The organism is Nocardia sp. NPDC052001 (assembly GCF_040680615.1).
GTDB lineage: Bacteria > Actinomycetota > Actinomycetes > Mycobacteriales > Mycobacteriaceae > Nocardia.
The window spans coordinates 752,510-769,673 of record NZ_JBFAXC010000004.1 but is presented as its reverse complement, the minus strand read 5'-3'; the positions used below and the strand labels follow the sequence as shown (position 1 = coordinate 769,673).

The 17,164-nt window shown below is 67.8% G+C and carries 19 protein-coding genes; 9 read left to right on the top strand and 10 right to left on the bottom strand.

The genetic code is table 11. The features are described 5' to 3' along the window. Nucleotides 1-35 precede the first annotated feature (35 nt). From AB0L82_RS23620 to AB0L82_RS23610, 3 genes are read left to right on the top strand one after another with little or no spacing between them, the layout of a single operon-like run. Complete coding sequence (locus AB0L82_RS23620; RefSeq protein WP_364639957.1) at nt 36-992, top strand: CoA ester lyase; 957 nt, start codon at nt 36-38, stop codon at nt 990-992. 12 nt (nt 993-1,004) lie between these two features. Continuing rightward, the gene (locus tag AB0L82_RS23615) at nt 1,005-1,487 is read left to right on the top strand and encodes a general stress protein (RefSeq protein ID WP_364639954.1); all 483 of its coding nucleotides are present in this window, start codon (nt 1,005-1,007) and stop codon (nt 1,485-1,487) included. Between the two features lie 3 nt (nt 1,488-1,490). Further along, nucleotides 1,491-2,066, top strand: coding sequence for a suppressor of fused domain protein (locus AB0L82_RS23610; RefSeq protein WP_364639951.1), 576 nt, complete (start codon nt 1,491-1,493; stop codon nt 2,064-2,066). On the opposite strand, the gene AB0L82_RS23605 is transcribed toward AB0L82_RS23610, so the two are convergent. Beyond that, the gene (locus AB0L82_RS23605) at nt 2,067-3,056 is read right to left on the bottom strand and encodes a magnesium and cobalt transport protein CorA (RefSeq protein WP_364640500.1); all 990 of its coding nucleotides are present in this window, start codon (nt 3,054-3,056) and stop codon (nt 2,067-2,069) included. It abuts the gene before it with no gap. Between the two features lie 189 nt (nt 3,057-3,245). On the opposite strand from AB0L82_RS23605, the gene AB0L82_RS23600 reads away from it, so the two are divergent. The 4 genes from AB0L82_RS23600 (at nt 3,246) to AB0L82_RS23585 (ending at nt 7,835) form a co-directional block, all read left to right on the top strand. Continuing rightward, entirely contained in the window at nt 3,246-4,100 is an 855-nt protein-coding gene (locus AB0L82_RS23600) for a PHP domain-containing protein (RefSeq protein ID WP_364639948.1), read from the top strand. A gap of 19 nt (nt 4,101-4,119) precedes the next feature. Continuing rightward, the gene (locus AB0L82_RS23595) at nt 4,120-4,386 is read left to right on the top strand and encodes a hypothetical protein (protein WP_364639945.1); all 267 of its coding nucleotides are present in this window, start codon (nt 4,120-4,122) and stop codon (nt 4,384-4,386) included. Between the two features lie 51 nt (nt 4,387-4,437). Then, nucleotides 4,438-6,051 carry an FAD-binding protein gene (locus AB0L82_RS23590; protein WP_364639942.1) on the top strand — a complete coding sequence of 538 codons (1,614 nt, stop codon included), beginning with the start codon at nt 4,438-4,440 and terminating at the stop codon, nt 6,049-6,051. A 572-nt stretch (nt 6,052-6,623) separates the two neighbouring features. Next, nucleotides 6,624-7,835 (top strand): malic enzyme-like NAD(P)-binding protein, encoded by a 1,212-nt coding sequence (locus tag AB0L82_RS23585; protein WP_364639939.1) that lies wholly within the window; start codon nt 6,624-6,626, stop codon nt 7,833-7,835. Between the two features lie 55 nt (nt 7,836-7,890). Here the strand turns inward: AB0L82_RS23585 and AB0L82_RS23580 are convergent, their stop codons facing one another. Beyond that, nucleotides 7,891-8,424, bottom strand: a complete 534-nt coding sequence (locus tag AB0L82_RS23580; RefSeq protein ID WP_364639933.1) for a sterol desaturase family protein — start codon at nt 8,422-8,424, stop codon at nt 7,891-7,893. A 166-nt stretch (nt 8,425-8,590) separates the two neighbouring features. Between AB0L82_RS23580 and AB0L82_RS23575 the strand changes: the two genes are divergently transcribed. Next, complete coding sequence (locus AB0L82_RS23575; protein WP_364639930.1) at nt 8,591-9,751, top strand: histidine kinase; 1,161 nt, start codon at nt 8,591-8,593, stop codon at nt 9,749-9,751. Beyond that, nucleotides 9,748-10,395 (top strand): response regulator transcription factor, encoded by a 648-nt coding sequence (locus AB0L82_RS23570; protein WP_364639927.1) that lies wholly within the window; start codon nt 9,748-9,750, stop codon nt 10,393-10,395. Before AB0L82_RS23575 ends, AB0L82_RS23570 begins: the two co-directional genes overlap by 4 nt. A gap of 62 nt (nt 10,396-10,457) precedes the next feature. On the opposite strand, the gene AB0L82_RS23565 is transcribed toward AB0L82_RS23570, so the two are convergent. The 8 genes from AB0L82_RS23565 to AB0L82_RS23530 all read right to left on the bottom strand — a co-directional run bounded on the left by AB0L82_RS23565 (nt 10,458) and on the right by AB0L82_RS23530 (nt 16,991). Continuing rightward, nucleotides 10,458-10,784, bottom strand: a complete 327-nt coding sequence (locus AB0L82_RS23565; protein ID WP_364639924.1) for a hemophore-related protein — start codon at nt 10,782-10,784, stop codon at nt 10,458-10,460. Nucleotides 10,785-10,911: 127 nt separating this feature from the next. After that, nucleotides 10,912-12,279 carry a HAMP domain-containing sensor histidine kinase gene (locus AB0L82_RS23560; protein WP_364639921.1) on the bottom strand — a complete coding sequence of 456 codons (1,368 nt, stop codon included), beginning with the start codon at nt 12,277-12,279 and terminating at the stop codon, nt 10,912-10,914. After that, complete coding sequence (locus AB0L82_RS23555) at nt 12,280-12,951, bottom strand: response regulator transcription factor (protein ID WP_364639918.1); 672 nt, start codon at nt 12,949-12,951, stop codon at nt 12,280-12,282. It lies immediately after the preceding gene. Between the two features lie 98 nt (nt 12,952-13,049). Further along, the gene (locus AB0L82_RS23550; protein ID WP_364640497.1) at nt 13,050-13,472 is read right to left on the bottom strand and encodes a CBS domain-containing protein; all 423 of its coding nucleotides are present in this window, start codon (nt 13,470-13,472) and stop codon (nt 13,050-13,052) included. A gap of 91 nt (nt 13,473-13,563) precedes the next feature. Beyond that, a complete protein-coding gene (locus tag AB0L82_RS23545) occupies nt 13,564-14,271 on the bottom strand; it encodes an ABC transporter permease (protein ID WP_364639915.1) in 708 nt (235 codons plus the stop codon). Further along, nucleotides 14,268-14,936 (bottom strand): ABC transporter permease, encoded by a 669-nt coding sequence (locus tag AB0L82_RS23540; RefSeq protein WP_364639912.1) that lies wholly within the window; start codon nt 14,934-14,936, stop codon nt 14,268-14,270. Before AB0L82_RS23540 ends, AB0L82_RS23545 begins: the two co-directional genes overlap by 4 nt. After that, the gene (locus tag AB0L82_RS23535; RefSeq protein ID WP_364639909.1) at nt 14,933-16,084 is read right to left on the bottom strand and encodes an ATP-binding cassette domain-containing protein; all 1,152 of its coding nucleotides are present in this window, start codon (nt 16,082-16,084) and stop codon (nt 14,933-14,935) included. The genes AB0L82_RS23540 and AB0L82_RS23535 overlap by 4 nt, the downstream gene beginning before the upstream one ends. Nucleotides 16,085-16,097: 13 nt before the next feature. Next, nucleotides 16,098-16,991 carry an ABC transporter substrate-binding protein gene (locus tag AB0L82_RS23530; protein ID WP_364640494.1) on the bottom strand — a complete coding sequence of 298 codons (894 nt, stop codon included), beginning with the start codon at nt 16,989-16,991 and terminating at the stop codon, nt 16,098-16,100. Between the last annotated feature and the right edge of the window lie 173 nt (nt 16,992-17,164).

The window sequence follows — 17,164 nt, the reverse complement described above, 5'->3', positions numbered from 1 at the left end:
TCGCGCCACGAGCGCGGACGTAGAAGGAGTGACTCATGACATCGCGCCGTACGGTGCTCGCCGTCCCCGGCAGCAACCCCCGAATGATCGAGAAGGCAAAGGGGTTGGCAGCCGACGAGGTGTTCCTCGACCTCGAGGACGCGGTCGCGCCCGCGGCCAAGGCACAGGCCCGCGCCAATATCGTGGCCGCGCTGAACTCGGACGGCTGGGGCGAGCAGATTCGCGTTGTGCGGGTCAATGATTGGACCACCGAGCACACCTACGCCGATGTCATCGCCGTGGTGGACGGCGCGGGCGACCGCATCGACGCGCTGCTGCTGCCCAAGGTCACCGACGCCGGCCAGGTGCAGGCCCTGGACCTGCTGCTGACCCAGCTGGAGAAGACCAACGGCTTACCGGTCGGGCGGATCGGCATCGAACCGCAGATCGAGAACGCGCTGGGGCTGCGCAATATCGACGCCATCGCCACCGCGAGCCCGCGCGTGCAGACCCTGGTGTTCGGCCCGGCCGATTTCATGGCCTCGATCAATATGCGCACCTTGGTCGTCGGCGAACAGCCCGAAGGGTACGAGCCCGGTGACGCGTATCACCACATCTATATGACGATCCTGCTCGCCGCCCGCGCGCACGGACTCCAGGCCATCGACGGCCCGTACCTGGCGGTGCGCGATGTGGAAGGCTTCCGCCGCAACGCCTCTCGCACGGCCGCACTGGGTTTCGACGGCAAATGGGTGCTGCATCCGGATCAGATCGCGGCCGGTAACGAGATCTTCAGCCCACGTCAGGCGGACTACGACCGCGCCGAGGAAATTCTGGACGCGTACGCTTTTCACACGTCGGCCGCGGGCGGAGCTCGCGGCGCGGTCATGCTCGGCGACGAGATGATCGACGAGGCCAGCGCCAAGATGGCGCAGGTGATCGCTGATAAAGGACGAGCCGCGAAAATGACGCGTACCACGCGATTCGATGCCCCGTCCGACGACTCGAAATAGCATGATGGAGATATGACGAATCCCTTGGGGAACGCGAGCCGGAACCGTCCGGGCCTGCCGACGCCACCGTCCGGCTGGCCGGTCGGCTCCTATCCGACCTACGCCGAGGCCCAGCGTGCCGTCGACTACCTGGCCGACAATTCCTTCCCGGTCGAGAACGTGACCATCGTCGGCGTCGACCTCATGCAGGTCGAACGCGTGCTTTACCGCCTGACCTGGGGCAAGGTCATCGGCGGCGGTGTGGTGTCGGGCGCCTGGCTGGGCCTGTTCATCGGCCTGCTGCTGAGCCTGTTCTCCTCCAGCGGCGCGATTCTGGTCGGCCTGATCGGCGGCATCGTCTTCGGCGTCATCTCCACCACCATCCCGTACGCCGCCACCCGCGGACAGCGCGATTTCGCCTCCACCATGCAGTTGGTGGCCGGGCGCTATGACGTGCTGTGCGATCCGAAGGCCGCCGAACAGGCCCGGGACATGCTCGCCAGGCTGGCCATCTAGCTCATGGATGTGATCAATACCGTTCGGGCCGGGGTGCTCGGGCATTTCGGTGTGGCAACCGCCGACGCCGCGTCGGTGACCTTTCTCGGGCTGGAGCCCATCGATATCCTGCGGATTCCCGATGGCGATCTGGTGCACTACGTGACGCTCGGCGGCTCCCGTCACCCCATGACGGATCCGACTGCGGCGCTTGCCGATCCGGTGCGCGGGCCGCGCGCGGAATTGGCGCTGACCTTGCGCGGCGGGGTGGGCGCGGGCAGCGGGCTCACCAAGACGCTGGCCGTGCTGGTGGCCTCGCCGTCGGTGGAAGGCATTGTGCTGCAGGCGGATGCGCTGCTGGATATGGGCGAACCGATCTGGGCCGGTGCGCCGTTCACTGCGGTACTGCTCGGCGAGAGCGATATTCCGGCCGTGGAATTGCCCGAACCCGCTGAGCCCGTACGCTTTCTGGCCGCGACGCCGATCACCGCGACCGAGGCGGCCTGGGTGCGCATTCGCGGGGCCGCGGCACTGCGCGAGGCCTGGACCGAGGCGAAAATCGATGTGCGCGACGCGGATCGCGGTGCGGCCTCGCTGTAATCACAACCACTTGTTGCGGTGGAAGTTCACATAGAGCCCGGCGCACAGCAGCACCATGATGCCGAACACCAGCGGATAGCCGAAGGTCCACCGCAATTCCGGCATGTGGTCGAAGTTCATGCCGTAGATGCCCGCGATCATGGTCGGCACCGCCGCCATGGCCGCGTACGCGGAAATCTTTCGCATATCGGTGTTCTGCTGCACGCTCACCTTCGCCAGCGCGGCATTGATGAGCGCGCTGAGCGATTCGTTGAAGTCGATGATCTGCTCGGTGACGGCCGTGTGGTGATCGGTGACATCGCGCATATAGCGCCGAATCTCCGCGGGCAGCGGCAGTTTCGGGTCGTGGGTGAGCAATTGCAGCGGCAGCGCAAGGGGTTTCACCGCGCGCCGCAATTCCACCACCTCGCGTTTGAGCTGGTAGATGGCCTCGATGATGATGTCGGCGGCGGGCGTGAACACCGCCTCCTCCATGGCGTCCACATCATCCTCGATGGCCGCGGTGACCTCGGTGTAGGTGTCCACGACATTGTCGGTGACCGCGTGCAGCACCGCGCTCGGGCCGAGTGCCAGCTGTTTCGGCGTCGACTCCAATTCCCTGCGCACACCGGCCAATCCGCTGTGATCGCCGTGCCGCACGGTGATCACGAAATCCGGGCCGAGGAAGATCATGATCTCGCCGGTGTCCACGATCTCGCTGACGCTGTTGAGTTCGTGCACGTGATAGCTGACCGTGCGCAGCACCAGGAACAGAATGTCGTCGTAGCGTTCGAGTTTGGGCCGCTGATGCGCGCTCACCGCGTCCTCGACGGCGAGCTCGTGCAGACCGAAGGATTTCGCCACATCGGTCATCAGCCCGGTGCTGGGTTCGAGCAGACCGAGCCAGACATAACCCTCACCGCGCTCGCGCACCTCGGCCAGCGCTTCGTCATAGGTGCAGTGCGCCGTCAGCCGTTTGCCGTCCACGTACACCGCACAGTCGATGACCACGTTCGCGCCGTGCTTCGGCTTGGCGGGATGCGGATGCGCCGGTGTCCGGGTCGGCCAGCGGAAGGAGGGCAATTGCGGTATCGAGGACACCTGCCGGAGTCTAGTTTGCGGGACTCGCCGCGCTCGCGATGCGCGCGCTCGGGACCGGCTGCCCGGGATCGGCGGCGGGCCGCGTGCAAGATGGACCGTGTGCGCATCGATCTCCACACCCATTCCAATGCCTCCGACGGCACCGACACTCCGGCCGAGTTGATCCGCAATGCCGCGGCCGCCGGACTGGACGTGGTCGCCCTGACCGATCACGACACCACCGCGGGCTGGGCCGAGGCGGTGGACGCGCTGCCCCCGGGGCTCACGCTGGTGCGCGGTATGGAGATGTCGTGCGTGGGCCGGGGCGAGGACGGCTGGCCGGTCGCGGTGCATCTGCTGGCGTATCTGTTCGATCCCGCCGATGACGTCTTCGCGCAGGAGCGCGAGCGCCTGCGCGGTGAGCGCATCATCCGATTGCGGGCCATGGCCGAGCAGATGGCGGCCGACGGCCTGCCGGTGGATCCGGACGCGGTGATGGCGTCCGCGGGACCGTCTGCGGGCCGTCCGCATCTGGCGCGGGCGCTGGTGGAGGCGGGCGTGGTGCCGACGGTCGACGCGGCGTTCCAGGATCTGCTGGCCTCGGACGGCCGGTACTACGTGGAGAAGGCCGATACGCCGCTGCAGCGCGCGGTGGAGATGGTGCAGGCGGCGGGCGGGGTGAGCGTGGTGGCGCACGCGCGCGCCCGCAAGCGCGGCCGGCTGCTGGCGCTGGACCACATTCGTGAGCTGACCGCGCTCGGTCTGGGCGGCCTGGAACTCGATCATCCCGATCACAGCGCCGCGGACCGTGAGGTGCTGGCCGGGCTGGCCGCCGAACTCGGCCTGCTCACCACCGGGTCCTCGGACTACCACGGCCGCAACAAGACCATCCGGCTCGGCGAATTCACCACGGATCCGGCGCAATTCGAGGAGCTGGTGGGTAAGGCGAGCGGGGTTCCGGTGATCACCGCATGATCGGGACGGGCGTGGCGGTATGAAGGTGCTCCGGGGTCTGAGCGGACTCATCGCGGGCGGCACGGTGATCCTGGTGCTGACGGTCGTCGGCGCGGCGATCATGGGCGCGCAGCGTGATTTTCCGGGCCCCGGGGCTTCCGATCTGGCGTGGCATATCGGTGCGGCGGTGGTGATTGTGACCGCCCAGGTATTTGCTGATAGACGTCAGGGAATTGCGGCTTTTTCCGGATGTGCGATAGTTTTTGCGGTAGCTGGAATGTTGTTGTGGACACAGTGGTGGAATTGAAATACGCATAACAGTTGCGGGCAGTTGAACGGTCGACGAACATTTGTCGATATGACCGAATTCGACGCGGATGTGCTCGTGCTGGGAGGCGGTCCCGCCGGGGCCTGGGCCGCGCTCGCCGCGGCGGCGGCGGGCGCCCGCGTCCTACTGGTCGACAAGGCGCGTTGCGGTTCCAGCGGTCCCACCGCGCGAGTGGGGGCGACGCTGTGGAATATTCCGCCGGGCCGGTTGCGCGATGAGGCGGTCTCGGAGAACTTCGCACACGGCGGCGGACTCGGCGATCCGGAGTGGATATATCGGGTACTGGAGGAGACGCATCGGCGGGTCGGACAGCTCGTGCACGGGGGACTTCGCTCACACGGCGACCGCGTCGGCCCGCCCACCCGCATCCATCTGGACGGGCCGAAATATCTCGGCCGCCTGCGCCGCAGCATGATCATCGCCGGGGTCCGGATCCTGGATCACCATCCGGCATTGCAGCTGATCACCGACGGTGACGGCATCGTCTCGGGGGCGGCGGGGGTGACGGCGGACGGTGAGTTCCGCAGCTGGTCCCTGCGCGCCAAGGCGGTGATCATCGCCACCGGTGGTTGCGCCTTCCTGTCCGGGGGCGCGGGCACCGACGTGGATACCGGCGACGGCCTGCTGATGGGCGCCGAAGCCGGGGCCGAACTCTCCGGCATGGAGTTCTCCAATGCGTATTCGCTTGTCCCGGCCGGTGGTTCGGGGCCTGCCTCGGTATCGGGCCAGCGTCCGCCCGGCTCCTTCCGCACCGATGAGATCAGGCATTTCGCCACCCTGTACGACGAATCGCGCACGGTGCTCTGCGATGAGGGCGTGGGTTCGCGGGCGCGGGCGTTCGCGGCCATCGCCGGCGGCCGCCGGGTCTACGCCGCCCTCGACGAGCTCTCCGACGCGAGCGCCGCGGAGCTGCTCGGCGCGGAGGGTGACACGCTGTCGGCGCGCGCGAATTCCGGGCGGGTGCCGCTGCGCGCGGTGCTGGAGGGAACGGTGCGCGGGACCGGTGGGCTGCGGCTGGCCGGACCCGATTGCGCCACCACGGTTCCCGGGCTCTACGGGGCCGGTGATGTCACCACGCGCGAGCCGGTGACCGGCGCGGTTTCCGGCTTTGGGGGACAGCACGGGGCCTGGGCGGTGTCGTCCGGGGTGTGGGCCGGACGGGCGGCGGCGCGGTTCGCGGGCACTCGCCGCAAACTCGGTAAGACACGCCCGGTTCCGGGGGTCGGGCTCACCGATCGGGCGCGCATCGATCCGCGCGCGGTGGTCGGGCTGGTGCAGGAGCACACGCTGCCGCTGCGCCGCAGCTACTGGCGCAGTGACGGCAGTCTGCGGGACAGCATCGGCGAACTCGACGGTATGTGGCCCGGCGTCGAATACGACCTCGGCGGCAAGGGCGCGACCCGCCTGCACGCCCGCCAGGCCGCGGCCCTGCTGGCGGTGGCGCGCTGGACCAAATACAGCGCGCTGGCTCGCACCGAAACCCGCGGTATGCACCGCCGCACGGATCATCCGGGCGGGACCGATGATTGGCGCGTCCGCCTGCTCACCGGCGGTCTCGACAGCGTCTGGGTGCGGCCCGAGCGCACCGCCGCGCCGCGCACCATGCGCGGACCCGTGGAAACCGCCGCGCCCGAGGCGTCCTGATTCGCAAGGCTCGGTTCGGGCTCGATCTCACCGCGCCGCTGCCAATCGGGCGCGACAGCTCACGGCGGCGGGTGGTATCGCGTTGTGACAGTTCTCCGCAGTCGCGGCCGGACGTGCGAGTTTCCCTTAACCTGCGGGTGATTCGGCTCACCTAGGCTTCGTTGATGGTGAACGCGCGCGATGGGCCGGGGGCGATTTGGCGCGTCGTCGACGCTACTGGCAGAATGTGACGACCCCCGGCCGCAGCCACCGCCCGGTCCGGGGCCACTCGGTGATTACGGTCCGCGACGCGCGGGTTGACTCTGATCACCCCGGCGATATCGCCCGGACCACCCGTCCGGTTCCAGCTCGACGATCTGTGCAGCGCCGTGTTGTCTGTCCGCAGACACGCTTCCCGCGATCGGTAATACTTTGTGCCCATTGCCACGATGTGGTGGCAAGGTTTTCGAAGTGGCCCGCGGTGATGGCCGACGCGCCCGAAAAACGAGTATCGAAACCCCCATTACCTATTACCGAACGGTAACCGTCAAACGGTTGAGTCCGCACCGAGATGGAGTGAAATCGTGTCATCCGTGACTGAAGCAGTGAATGCCCCCACGGCAAACCCCGCGACCAATACTGCGAACCTTTCCGACATCACCACGGAAGAGATTTTCGCGGGCCACCTGGGCGGCAAGCTCTCGGTCGAACTCACCGCGCCGCTGGAGACCCAGCGCGACCTCTCGATCGCCTACACCCCGGGTGTGGCGCAGGTCTGCCGTGGCATCCACGCCGATGAATCCCTCGCCAAGACCTACACCTGGGCCGAGCGCCTGGTCGTGGTCGTCTCGGACGGCACCGCGGTGCTGGGCCTGGGCGATATCGGCCCGCGCGCCTCGCTGCCGGTGATGGAGGGCAAGGCGGCCCTGTTCAAGAAGTTCGCCGGTCTGGATTCCATTCCGATCGTGCTCGACACCAAAGATGTCGACAAGATCGTCGAAACGCTGATTCTGCTGCGCCCGAGCTTCGGCGCGGTCAATCTCGAGGACATCTCGGCCCCGCGCTGCTTCGAAATCGAGAAGCGCGTTATCGAGGCGCTGGATTGCCCCGTCATGCATGACGATCAGCACGGCACCGCCATTGTGGTGCTGGCCGCCCTCAAGGGCGCTGCCGCGGTGCAGGGTCGTGATATGTCCGCCCTCAAGGTGGTCGTGTCCGGTGCGGGCGCGGCCGGTGTGGCGTGCACCAATATCCTGCTGGCCGCCGGTGTCTCGGACATCGTGGTGCTGGACTCCAAGGGCATCGTGAGCCGTGACCGCGGTGACCTCAATGATGTGAAGGCCGAACTGGCCGAGCGCACCAACCCGCGCAACATCACCGGCGGTCCGGCCGAGGCGCTGGCCGGGGCCGATGTGTTCCTGGGTCTGTCCGCGGGCACCGTCGCCGAGGAGCTCATCGCCTCCATGGCACCCGAGTCCATCGTGTTCGCCATGTCGAACCCGGATCCGGAGATCCACCCGGATGTGGCCGCCAAGTACGCCGCCATCGTGGCGACCGGTCGCTCGGACTTCCCGAACCAGATCAACAATGTGCTCGCGTTCCCGGGCGTGTTCAAGGGCGCGCTGGATGTGGGCGCGCGTCGCATCACCGAGGGTATGAAGGTGGCCGCCGCCGATGCCATCTTCGCGGTGGTCGCGGATGAGCTGGCCGTCGATCGGATCATCCCCAGCCCGCTGGATCCGCGCGTGGCTCCGGCCGTCGCCGCGGCCGTGGGCGCGGCCGCGCGTGCCGAGGGTGTCGCGTAGGCAGCAGCTGTAAACGATTCGGCCCCCGCACCTTTCCGGTGCGGGGGCCGAACTGTTAAACGGGGACGGCTGTTTTCACGGGTTGTTCGGCGGGGGATTCGGTCCAGCCGGGCGGGCCGACGATGTAGGCGACGCGGCCCTTCCAGGTGCGGGCGGTGCGGACGTCGCGGACCAGGTTCATGAGTTCGGCGTAGTTCACCTTGATCGGGTTGTCGGTGCCGATGTTCTTGGTGAGGCCGTAGGCGATGGGCTCGGACTCGGCCGCGAAGCTGCCGAACAGCCGATCCCAGATGATGAGGACGCCACCGTAATTCGTGTCCAGGTACGGCTGGTTGGAGCCGTGGTGGACGCGGTGGTGCGCCGGGGTGTTGAACAGGAATTCGATCGGCCGCCACATGGTGCCGATGCGCTGGGTGTGGATCGGGAACTGGTACAGCAGCCCGATGGTGTACGTGGCGATGTTGGCGGCGTGGTCCCGGCCGGACATGCCATTCGCGGGGCGATCCGGATCGCGCCGGTCGGCAAACCATTCCACCAGCATGAGCAGCAGGAATGCCGGGACGGCGTAGATGAACAGGTCTGGACTCATGGGGACTCCTGAACGGGACGTTCCTGCTCGGCGGGCATATCTCGACGCTAATCAGCCCGGCGAGCCGAATCGTCGCGCCGACGGGGGATTCCGCGTCCCCCACACGGGGGATCGGGGGTCTCGGGGGTACCGTCGCGCACAATCATGACGACGGAGGTGGTGCGCGGTGGATGTGAGCAGGTCGCTGGCGCGCCAGTCGCTGCTGGTGGCGGTGGTCGCGGCGGTGGTGGACAGCATGCAGCTGGTGGTGTGCGGTGCGTTCGGGGCTGCGCCCGGTATGGCGGCGCTGCTGGCGGTGGGGATCGTGCTCGCGGATCTGGCGCTGGCGGCCCCACCGTCCACGGCGGCGTACGCGGCGTTCGCGCAGGTGCTGGTGAAATTGGGGATCGGGGCGTTCGTACAGCATTACGCGTTGCACGCCCGGATACCCGATGTGGGGTTCCTGGTGGCGGGGTATCGGGCGGGGGCGTGGCTGACCGGTGCGACTTCCTATCTGACGGTCGCCATGCTGGCGGGTGGCGCGGCGCTGGCGCATATTCTGGTGGGCGGCAATGATTCTCGGGATTGGAAGCTGCTCATCGTGACCATTGTCGCGGGGTATGTGCCGTGGCTGGTGGGACGCAATACGGTGGCGCGCGGGGCCTATATCGCCGAATTGGAGCAGCGGGAGCGGTTGCGGGAGCAGGAGCAGCGGGCGGCGCTGGAACGCGCGCTGTCCGAGGAGCGGGCCGCCATCGCCCGGGATCTGCACGATGTCATCTCACATCATGTGAGCGCCATCGGAATTCATGCCGGGGTGGCGCGAATAGCGCTGTCCCGCACCGATTCCGACGGGGCTACCAAATCGCTGACGGCGGTCGAGTCGAGCAGCCGGTCGGCCATGGTGGATCTGCGGCGGCAACTGGATCTGCTGCACGGGCATGACGATGACGGACAGCGCCAGCCCGGACTGGCCGATATCGAGGATCTGCTGGAGCGGGTGCGCTCGGCGGGACTCGAAGTGCGCGTGGAGATTTCGGGCGAGCCACCGGTGCTGCCCGGCTCGCTGGACGTGATGCTGTACCGGGTGGTGCAGGAGATGCTCACCAACGCGCTGCGGCACGGCCGCGCGCCCGCGCGATTGGAGATCGGCTATCGGCCGACGCGGGTGGAGATCCGCGAGACCAATCCCATCGCCACGGTGCCGCAGGTTCCCGAGGGGGTGCGCCGGGGTCTGGACGGCATCCGGCGGCGTGTCGAATTGTTCGGCGGCACCGTGGTATCGGGGCCGGATCGCACCGGAAGTCGTTGGGACATCGTGGTTTCGGTACCGATTGGAGCGGCATGAGCGTAAGGGTGCTGATCGCGGACGATCACACCATGTTCCGGTCCGGGCTGCGGGCCGTGGTGGACGCGCAGGACGATCTGGAATGCGTGGCCGAGGTGGCGGACGGTCGCGCCGCGATCGAGGCTGCGGCCCGGCTGCGGCCGGAGGTGGCGATCCTCGATGTGCGCATGCCGAAGCTGGACGGCCTGGCCGCCACCGAAGCCATTGTGGCAGCGGGCGGTACGCGTGTGCTGGTGCTCACCACCTACGACAGCGAGGCCAGCCTGTCCCGCGCTTTGGCCGCCGGGGCCAGTGGCTTCCTGTTGAAAAGTCTCCCACCCGAAGACTTGGTGGCGGCCATTCGCGTGGCGGTGCGCGGTGACGCGGTCATCGACCCCTCCATGACCCGCAGGCTCGCAACGCGTTTCGCCACCGAACTGGCCCCGCCCGCCGAACCCCCGGAACTCGCCCAGCTCACCGCCCGCGAACGAGAAGTCCTGCTCCTGGTAGCCGATGCCCGCAGCAATTACGAGATCGCCGCCGAACTGGGTGTGGGCGAGGAAACCGTCAAAACCCACGTCTCCCGCGTCCTCGCCAAACTCGGTGTCCGCGACCGCATTCACGCGGTGGTCTACGCCTACCGCAACGGCCTGGTGCGCGGCTGATACGAAACCGGCGGGCACCGTGGAAGTCGGTGCCCGCCGGTCGGTTCCGTCGGCGTCGTGGATTATTTGTGGCAGTTGGCGCGGTAGTCGCGTACGGCCTGGCGGGCGTCCTTGATGGCCTGGGCGTCCTGCGGGTGTGCGGCGGCGTACGCCTGCATTTCGGCGCGGCGCTGATCCTTGGGCAGGGTCTTGATCTTGGCGAATTCGGCGGCCGCGTCCGGATGGCTCGAAAGGTACGCCTGCACTTTGCCTTTCGCGTCGGCGCGGGCCGCGCTCAATGCCGCCGGGCTGCAATCGGGGCCGTCGGCCGATGCCACGCCCGGCACCGCCAGCGCGATGGCGGCGAATCCGGCCGCACCGGCGACGACGGCGGCAATGCTGCGCTTCATACTCACTCCTACCTGAGGGGATCGGTCCCACCGAATCTGCCCCCGCGACCTGAGGATCCCCTGAATCCAGGCCCCATCTTCAGCCGATCTTCAGCTCCACCCGCCAATGGCCCATAGCCCGCTGGGCTCAGTCGCGGGGGAGACGGAGCAGGAAGACCGCACCGGAGCAGTCGGTAGGGGGCGGTTCACAGGTCAGGTCGCCGTTGTGGGCGCGGGCCAGGCCGCGAGCGATGGGCAGGCCGAGGCCGGAGCCGTCGGTCCGGTGGTCGCGGGCGGCGTCGAGGCGGACCAGGCGATCGAAGACGCGTTCGCGGTCGGCCGCGGGAATGCCGGGGCCGGTGTCGATAACAGCCAGTTCGGCGGATTCGCCTGTGGCGCACAGGCGAATCCGCACGGTGGGGAGGTACTGCCGATCGGTCGGTCCCGATGCGTCGTTCATGGCCTGGCAGGCGTTGTTCAGCAGGTTCGCCAGGATTTGGGTGATGCGTTCGGGGTCGGCCGTCACCGTCACCGGATCGCCTTCGAGGCGGAAGGTTGTGCCCGGGTGCAGGATTCGCATGCGATCGAGTTGGGTTGCGGCCAGGGTGTGCAGATCGGTGGGAACACGGTGGAGTTGTAATCCGGCGTCGATGCGGGCCAGATCGAGCAGATCGTCGATGAGGCGGCCCGCGCGGACGGCTTCGCGCACCAGGAGCAGGTGCATGCGCTGAAGGTCTTCCGGATCGGCGTCGGCCGGATGCTGGATGACCGCTTCGGCGAGGGCGCGGATGCCGGAGACCGGCGTACGGAGTTCATGGGCGGCATCGCCGACGAAGGTGCGAATGCGCTGTTCGGAGGCGCGGGCGCGGGCTTCGGCGGCGGTGGTGGCGTGCAGCGCGCCTTCGAGGGTGTCCAGCATTTCGTCGAAAGCCGCTGCGGTGCGCCCCAATTCGGTATCGGTGCGGGACGGGGTCAGGCGGCGGCCGAATTGGCCGCGGGCGATATCGCGGGCGAGCCGGGTCATGGCGTCCAGCGGTGCGAGGGCGCGCGGCACGCCGAACCAGAGCCCGGCGGCGATGACGGCGATGGCACCCGTCGTGGCCAGGCTCAGCAGGATGCCGAGGCGGTCCTGCACGCGGGACAGCAGCGGGGTGTCGATTTGCAGGGTGAGGCGGCCGCCGTCCAACTGTCCGCCGGTGAGCTTGACGGTGCGCGATTTCACCGCGCTGTCCTCGGCGTTCTTGCGAGTGAGGCTGCCGAATCCGCGCCCGTCGGGCAGCATCAGCCGCGCCCGCACCGACCGGGTGTCGACCCGCGCGATCAGATCGTCGGGCGAAACCCCTTCCTGCGCCAGCTGTTTCGCCAACTGCACGCGATCGGTGAGCACCGTGTTCTCGCTGCGATTCACCACCAGCCCGAACAGCGCGTGCACCGTGAACGCCACCGCCACCAGCACCACGCCGGAAACGATTGCGGTGGTGAGGGTTACCCGCCTGCGCAGCGATACCGTGCGCACCTATTCGCCCACCCGCAGCGTGTACCCGAGCCCGCGCACGGTGTGCAGCAGCCGATCCCCGTGTTCCTCGAGTTTGCGGCGCACCGCGCTCACGTTCACCTCGACCAGATTGGGGTCGTAATTGTCGTAACCCCAGACGGCCGTGAGGATCTGGGTCTTGGTCACCACCCGATCCCGGTTCCCGGCCAGATAGGTGAGCAGTTTGAATTCGGTGGCCGTGAGCGCCACCGGAATGTCCGCGCGCCGCACACTGCCGGAGTCGACGTCGACGACGAGATCCCCCACGGTGATCCGGGTCCGGGCCCGGCCCATGCGCCGCAGTAGCGCGTCCACCCGTGCCACCACCTCGGCCAGCTCGAACGGTTTCACCACGTAGTCGTCCGATCCGGCGCGCAGTCCGCGCACCCGATCCTCGACGCCGTCGCGCGCGGTCAGCATGAGTACCCCGGACGCCGATCGCGCTCGCACCACCTCCAGCAGTGCGAACCCGTCCCGCCCGGGCAGCATCACATCGAGCACGACCACATCGGGCCGGAACTGCGCCAGATCCTGTTCCAGCAGTGCTCCGTCCGCTCGTCCGAGCACCTCGTGCCCGGCGGCGCGCAGTCCCGCCGCGACGGCCGCGCGGATGGCTTCGGCGTCCTCGACCACAAGAATTCGTCCCGGTTGCACCGGCACATTCTCCAGCCGCTCCCTGTGAATCAGCTGGCGATGGCGATCGAGGGGTACTCATGGCGGGATTCCACCGCCGTGCGTACCCCCTCCGAGCACTAGTGCGGGATGGAGACCGCGGCCACGAATTCGGCGAGCTGCTTATCGGTGACGTTCTTGGCGAGGTCGGATTCGCAGATCATGCCGATGAGGCGTTTGCCGTTGGCGACGTCGATGACGGGGAGGCGCTTGATCTGGTTCTGTTCCATCATGTCGAGCACCGCGGAGACGTCGGTGTCGGCGTCGACCCAGCGGGGTGTGCCCTGGGCGAGGTCGCCGGCGCGGACCCGGGAGGGGTCGTGGCCCTCGGCAATGCAGCGGACGACGATGTCACGATCGGTGAGCATGCCGATCAAGCGGTCGTTATTGCAGATGGGGAGTGCGCCGACATCCATATTGCGCATCATTTGCGCGGCGCGGTCGAGGGTTTCGTCCGCCGGAATGCATTCCGCCGTGCGGTGCATGATGTCGCGGGCTTTCATGGCTTTCACGCAGACCTCCTGAAGAGTGGATGGTGCTTCGGGCCATCTGCCATCGTGTCCCAAGTCACACCGGAGGTCAATGCGCGACCGGTCAGCTGATCGGTTGTGCGGCCGCCGTGACGGGCGGTGGCGTGCGGCGCAATCGGCCGGTGCCGGGGGCCGACAGCCACACCGCGAAGGCCAGCACCGCGTCCAGGGCCAGCGCGAGCGCCGCCACCAGAATCGCGCCGACGAGTACGCGATCGTATTTGTAGAGCCCGATGCCGTCGAAGATGTAGCGGCCCAGTCCACCCAGGTTCACATAGGCGGCGATGGTGGCCGTCGCGACCACCTGCAGGGTGGCCGCGCGCAGCCCGGTGAGCAGGACCGGCAGCGCGTTGGGCAACTCCACCCGGAACAGCACCTGGCGTTCGGTCATGCCCATGGCTCGTGAGGCGTCGACCACGACCGGATCGACATTCGCGATTCCGGCGTAGGTGCCCGCCAGCAGCGGCGGAATGCCGACGGTGAGCAGTGCGAGAATCGGCGGGAACAGTCCGAGACCGAGTAGCAGCACCACGAAGGTGAGCAGGCCCAGGGTAGGCAGGGCGCGCATGGCATTGGCGAAGCCGACGATCAGCGCCGATCCGCGCCGGGTGTGCCCGACCGCCAGCCCGATGGGCAGTGCGACGGCCACCGACAGGCCGACCGCGAGCAGGCTGTACCAGAGGTGTTCGGCGATGCGCTTACCGATGCCGGTGGGACCGGACCAGTTCGAGCCGGTGCTCAGGTAATGCCAGGCGTCGAGGAAAAGGTTCATGCCGCAATGCCTTTCGCGCGGCGGATGCGTCCGCCGGTGCGCAGCCACGGGGTGGCGAGTCGGCCGAGCACATACAGCAGTCGATCCATGACGAGCGCCAGCACCAGCACCACGATGATGCCCGCGACGATCTCATCGGGGTAGTCGCGCTGATAGCCCTGGGTGAAGAGTTTGCCGAGTCCGCCGACGCCGATCAGCGCGCCGACGGTCACCATGGAGATATTGGTGACGGCGACCACGCGCAGGTTGGCCACGAAAACCGGTAGGGCGAGCGGGAGGTCGACGGTGAGGGTGCGGCGCAGCCGGGTGTAGCCGATGGCGTCGGCGGCGTCGAGGACTTCGGCGGGCACCGAATCCAGGGCGGCGGGCACCGCGGTCACCAGCAGTGCGACCGAGTAGATGGTCAGTGCGATAACCACATTCAGCGGATCGATGACCGAGATGCCGATCAGTGGCGGCAGGATCACGAACAGCGCAAGCGACGGAATCGTGTACGCGATGCCCGCCGCGGTGGTGGTGACGCGGCGCAGCCAGCGCGCCCGGTGCGCGAGCGCTCCGGCCGGTATCGCGATGAGCAGTCCGATGAGCAGCGGCAGCAGCGCCAAATACAGGTGGGTGCGGGCGTATCCGGCGATCTCCGCGAAATTGTCGAGGAGATACCTCACTTGGCCGCCTCCTCCTCGAAGAAGGCGCGATTGCGTTCGGCGTCTTCGGCGGCGCGCTGGTTCGAGAGTTGTTCCAGCACATCCGCGGCCAGGATGGCCCCGCGCACCGCGCCGGAATCCTGCACCGCCACACCGATTTCCGAGGGTGAGGAGATGGCGGCGTCCAATGCCTGGCGCAGATCACCGTCCGGCGGGTACAGCGAGCCGCCCGCCGCCATATTGCTCTGCAGCGGCTGTCCGGCGCGCACGGCCTCGACGCCGGTGGTGTCGATCCAGCCGAGCGGACGCCGTTCCGGATCGATGACGAGCCGCCATTCGCCCTTGCTCAGACGTACCCCGGTGACTTCCTCGGGGGTGATGGTGGCGAGTTCGTGCAGTGGTACCGCGGCGGCGCTGCGGAACGACAGTTCTCGATAACCGCGATCGCGCCCGACGAAGCCGGCGACGAAATCCGTTGCGGGCTGCGAGAGTACGCGCTGCGGCTCGTCGTACTGCTGTAGTCGCCCGCCCGCGCCGAAGACGGCGACGCGGTCACCGAGTCGGATGGCCTCGTCGATATCGTGCGTGACGAAGACGATGGTCTTGTGCAGTTCGGCCTGCAGTCGCCGCATCTCGGCCTGGAGTTCGGTGCGCACGACCGGGTCGACGGCGCTGAACGGTTCATCCATCAGCAGAATGGGCGGATCGGCCGCCAGCGCCCGGGCCACGCCGACGCGCTGCTGCTGACCGCCGGACAGCTGTGCCGGATAGCGTTGCGCCAGTTCCCGATCCAGTCCGACCCGGTCCAGCACCTCGAGCGCCGCCTTGCGGGCCGCGCGACGGGAAGCGCCGCGCAGCACCGGGACGGTGGCCACATTGTCGAGCACGGTGCGGTGCGGCAGCAGTCCGGCGTTCTGGATGACGTATCCGATGCCGAGTCGCAGCTGTACCGGGTTGATCGTCGAAATATCTTGTCCGGCAACGGTTATGGTGCCGGTGGTGGGAGTGATCATGCGGTTGATCATCCGCATGGCGGTGGTCTTGCCGCCGCCGGAGGGACCGACGAATACGGTGAACGACCCCGATTCGATGCGCAGGTCGAAATCGTGGACGGCCACTGTCCCGCCCGGGTAGGTCTTGCTGACCCCGCTGAATTCGATGTCGGACACCGTATTTCCCCTATCAGCCGATCGGCTTGTTCAGCCCCTGCGCCTGCACCCACGCCTTCGCGGCCGCGGCGGGTTCGGTTTTGGCGCTGCCGGAGACCGCGGTATTGAGCCCGATCAGTTCGGCGGTGGTGAGTTTGGTCGAGACGGCATCGAGGACGGCGATCAGCTTGTCGCTCTTCTTGGCGGTGTTGAACAGCGGCACCACGTTCTGTGCGGCGAAGTTGTGCAGCGGATCGGCAAGTACCACCAGGTTATTGGCGGCGATGGACGGCGAGGTGGTGAAGATGTCGGCGGCGGTCACCTGACCGTCGGTGAGTGCGCGCACCGTGGCCGGGCCGCCGCCGTCGGCGATGGCCTTGAACTTGGCGGGCGCGATATCGAGGTTGTAGACCTTCTTCAGGCCGGGGAGACCGCCTGGGCGCTCGGCGAATTCGGCGGGCGCGGCGAAGCTGACCTCGGACGAATGCGGGGCGAGATCGCCGATGGACTTGAGATTCCAGCGTTCGGCGGTGGCGCCGGTGACCACGACGGCGTCGGAATCCTCACCGGGAGCGGGGGTTGCGATACCGAGCTCGGTGCCGAGCGCCTTGGTGAGAGCGGTGTTCACATCGGCGGGCGCGGTGGCCGTGGACGATTTGTCCAGGTACTGCAGCAGGTTGCCGGTGTAGTCGGGGATCAGGCTGATCGCGCATTCGCGCAGCGCGGGCACGTACGCCTCGCGGCTGCCGATATTCAGCTTGGTGGTGATCTGGAAACCGTTGGCGCGCAATGCTTCCGCATACACGTCCGCGACGGTTTCGGATTCCGGGAAGTTGGCCGAGCCGACGGTGAGGGTATCGGTGCCGCCCCCGCAGTCGCTCTTGCCGCCGAGTGGATTGGAGTCGCCGCCGCAGGCGGATGCGGCCATGGCCGCTGCGAGCGCGACGGCCGCGGCGAGGATACGTAGCACGGTGCGGGCTGTGCGCCTGCCGCCGGCGCGCGTGGAGATTAGCGAATGCACTGTCGTCCTTCCGAGCGAGGCCATTCGGATTCCCCGTGCGGATCGCGTCGGGGGAACCAACCTGAGTGTTCATACTGCCC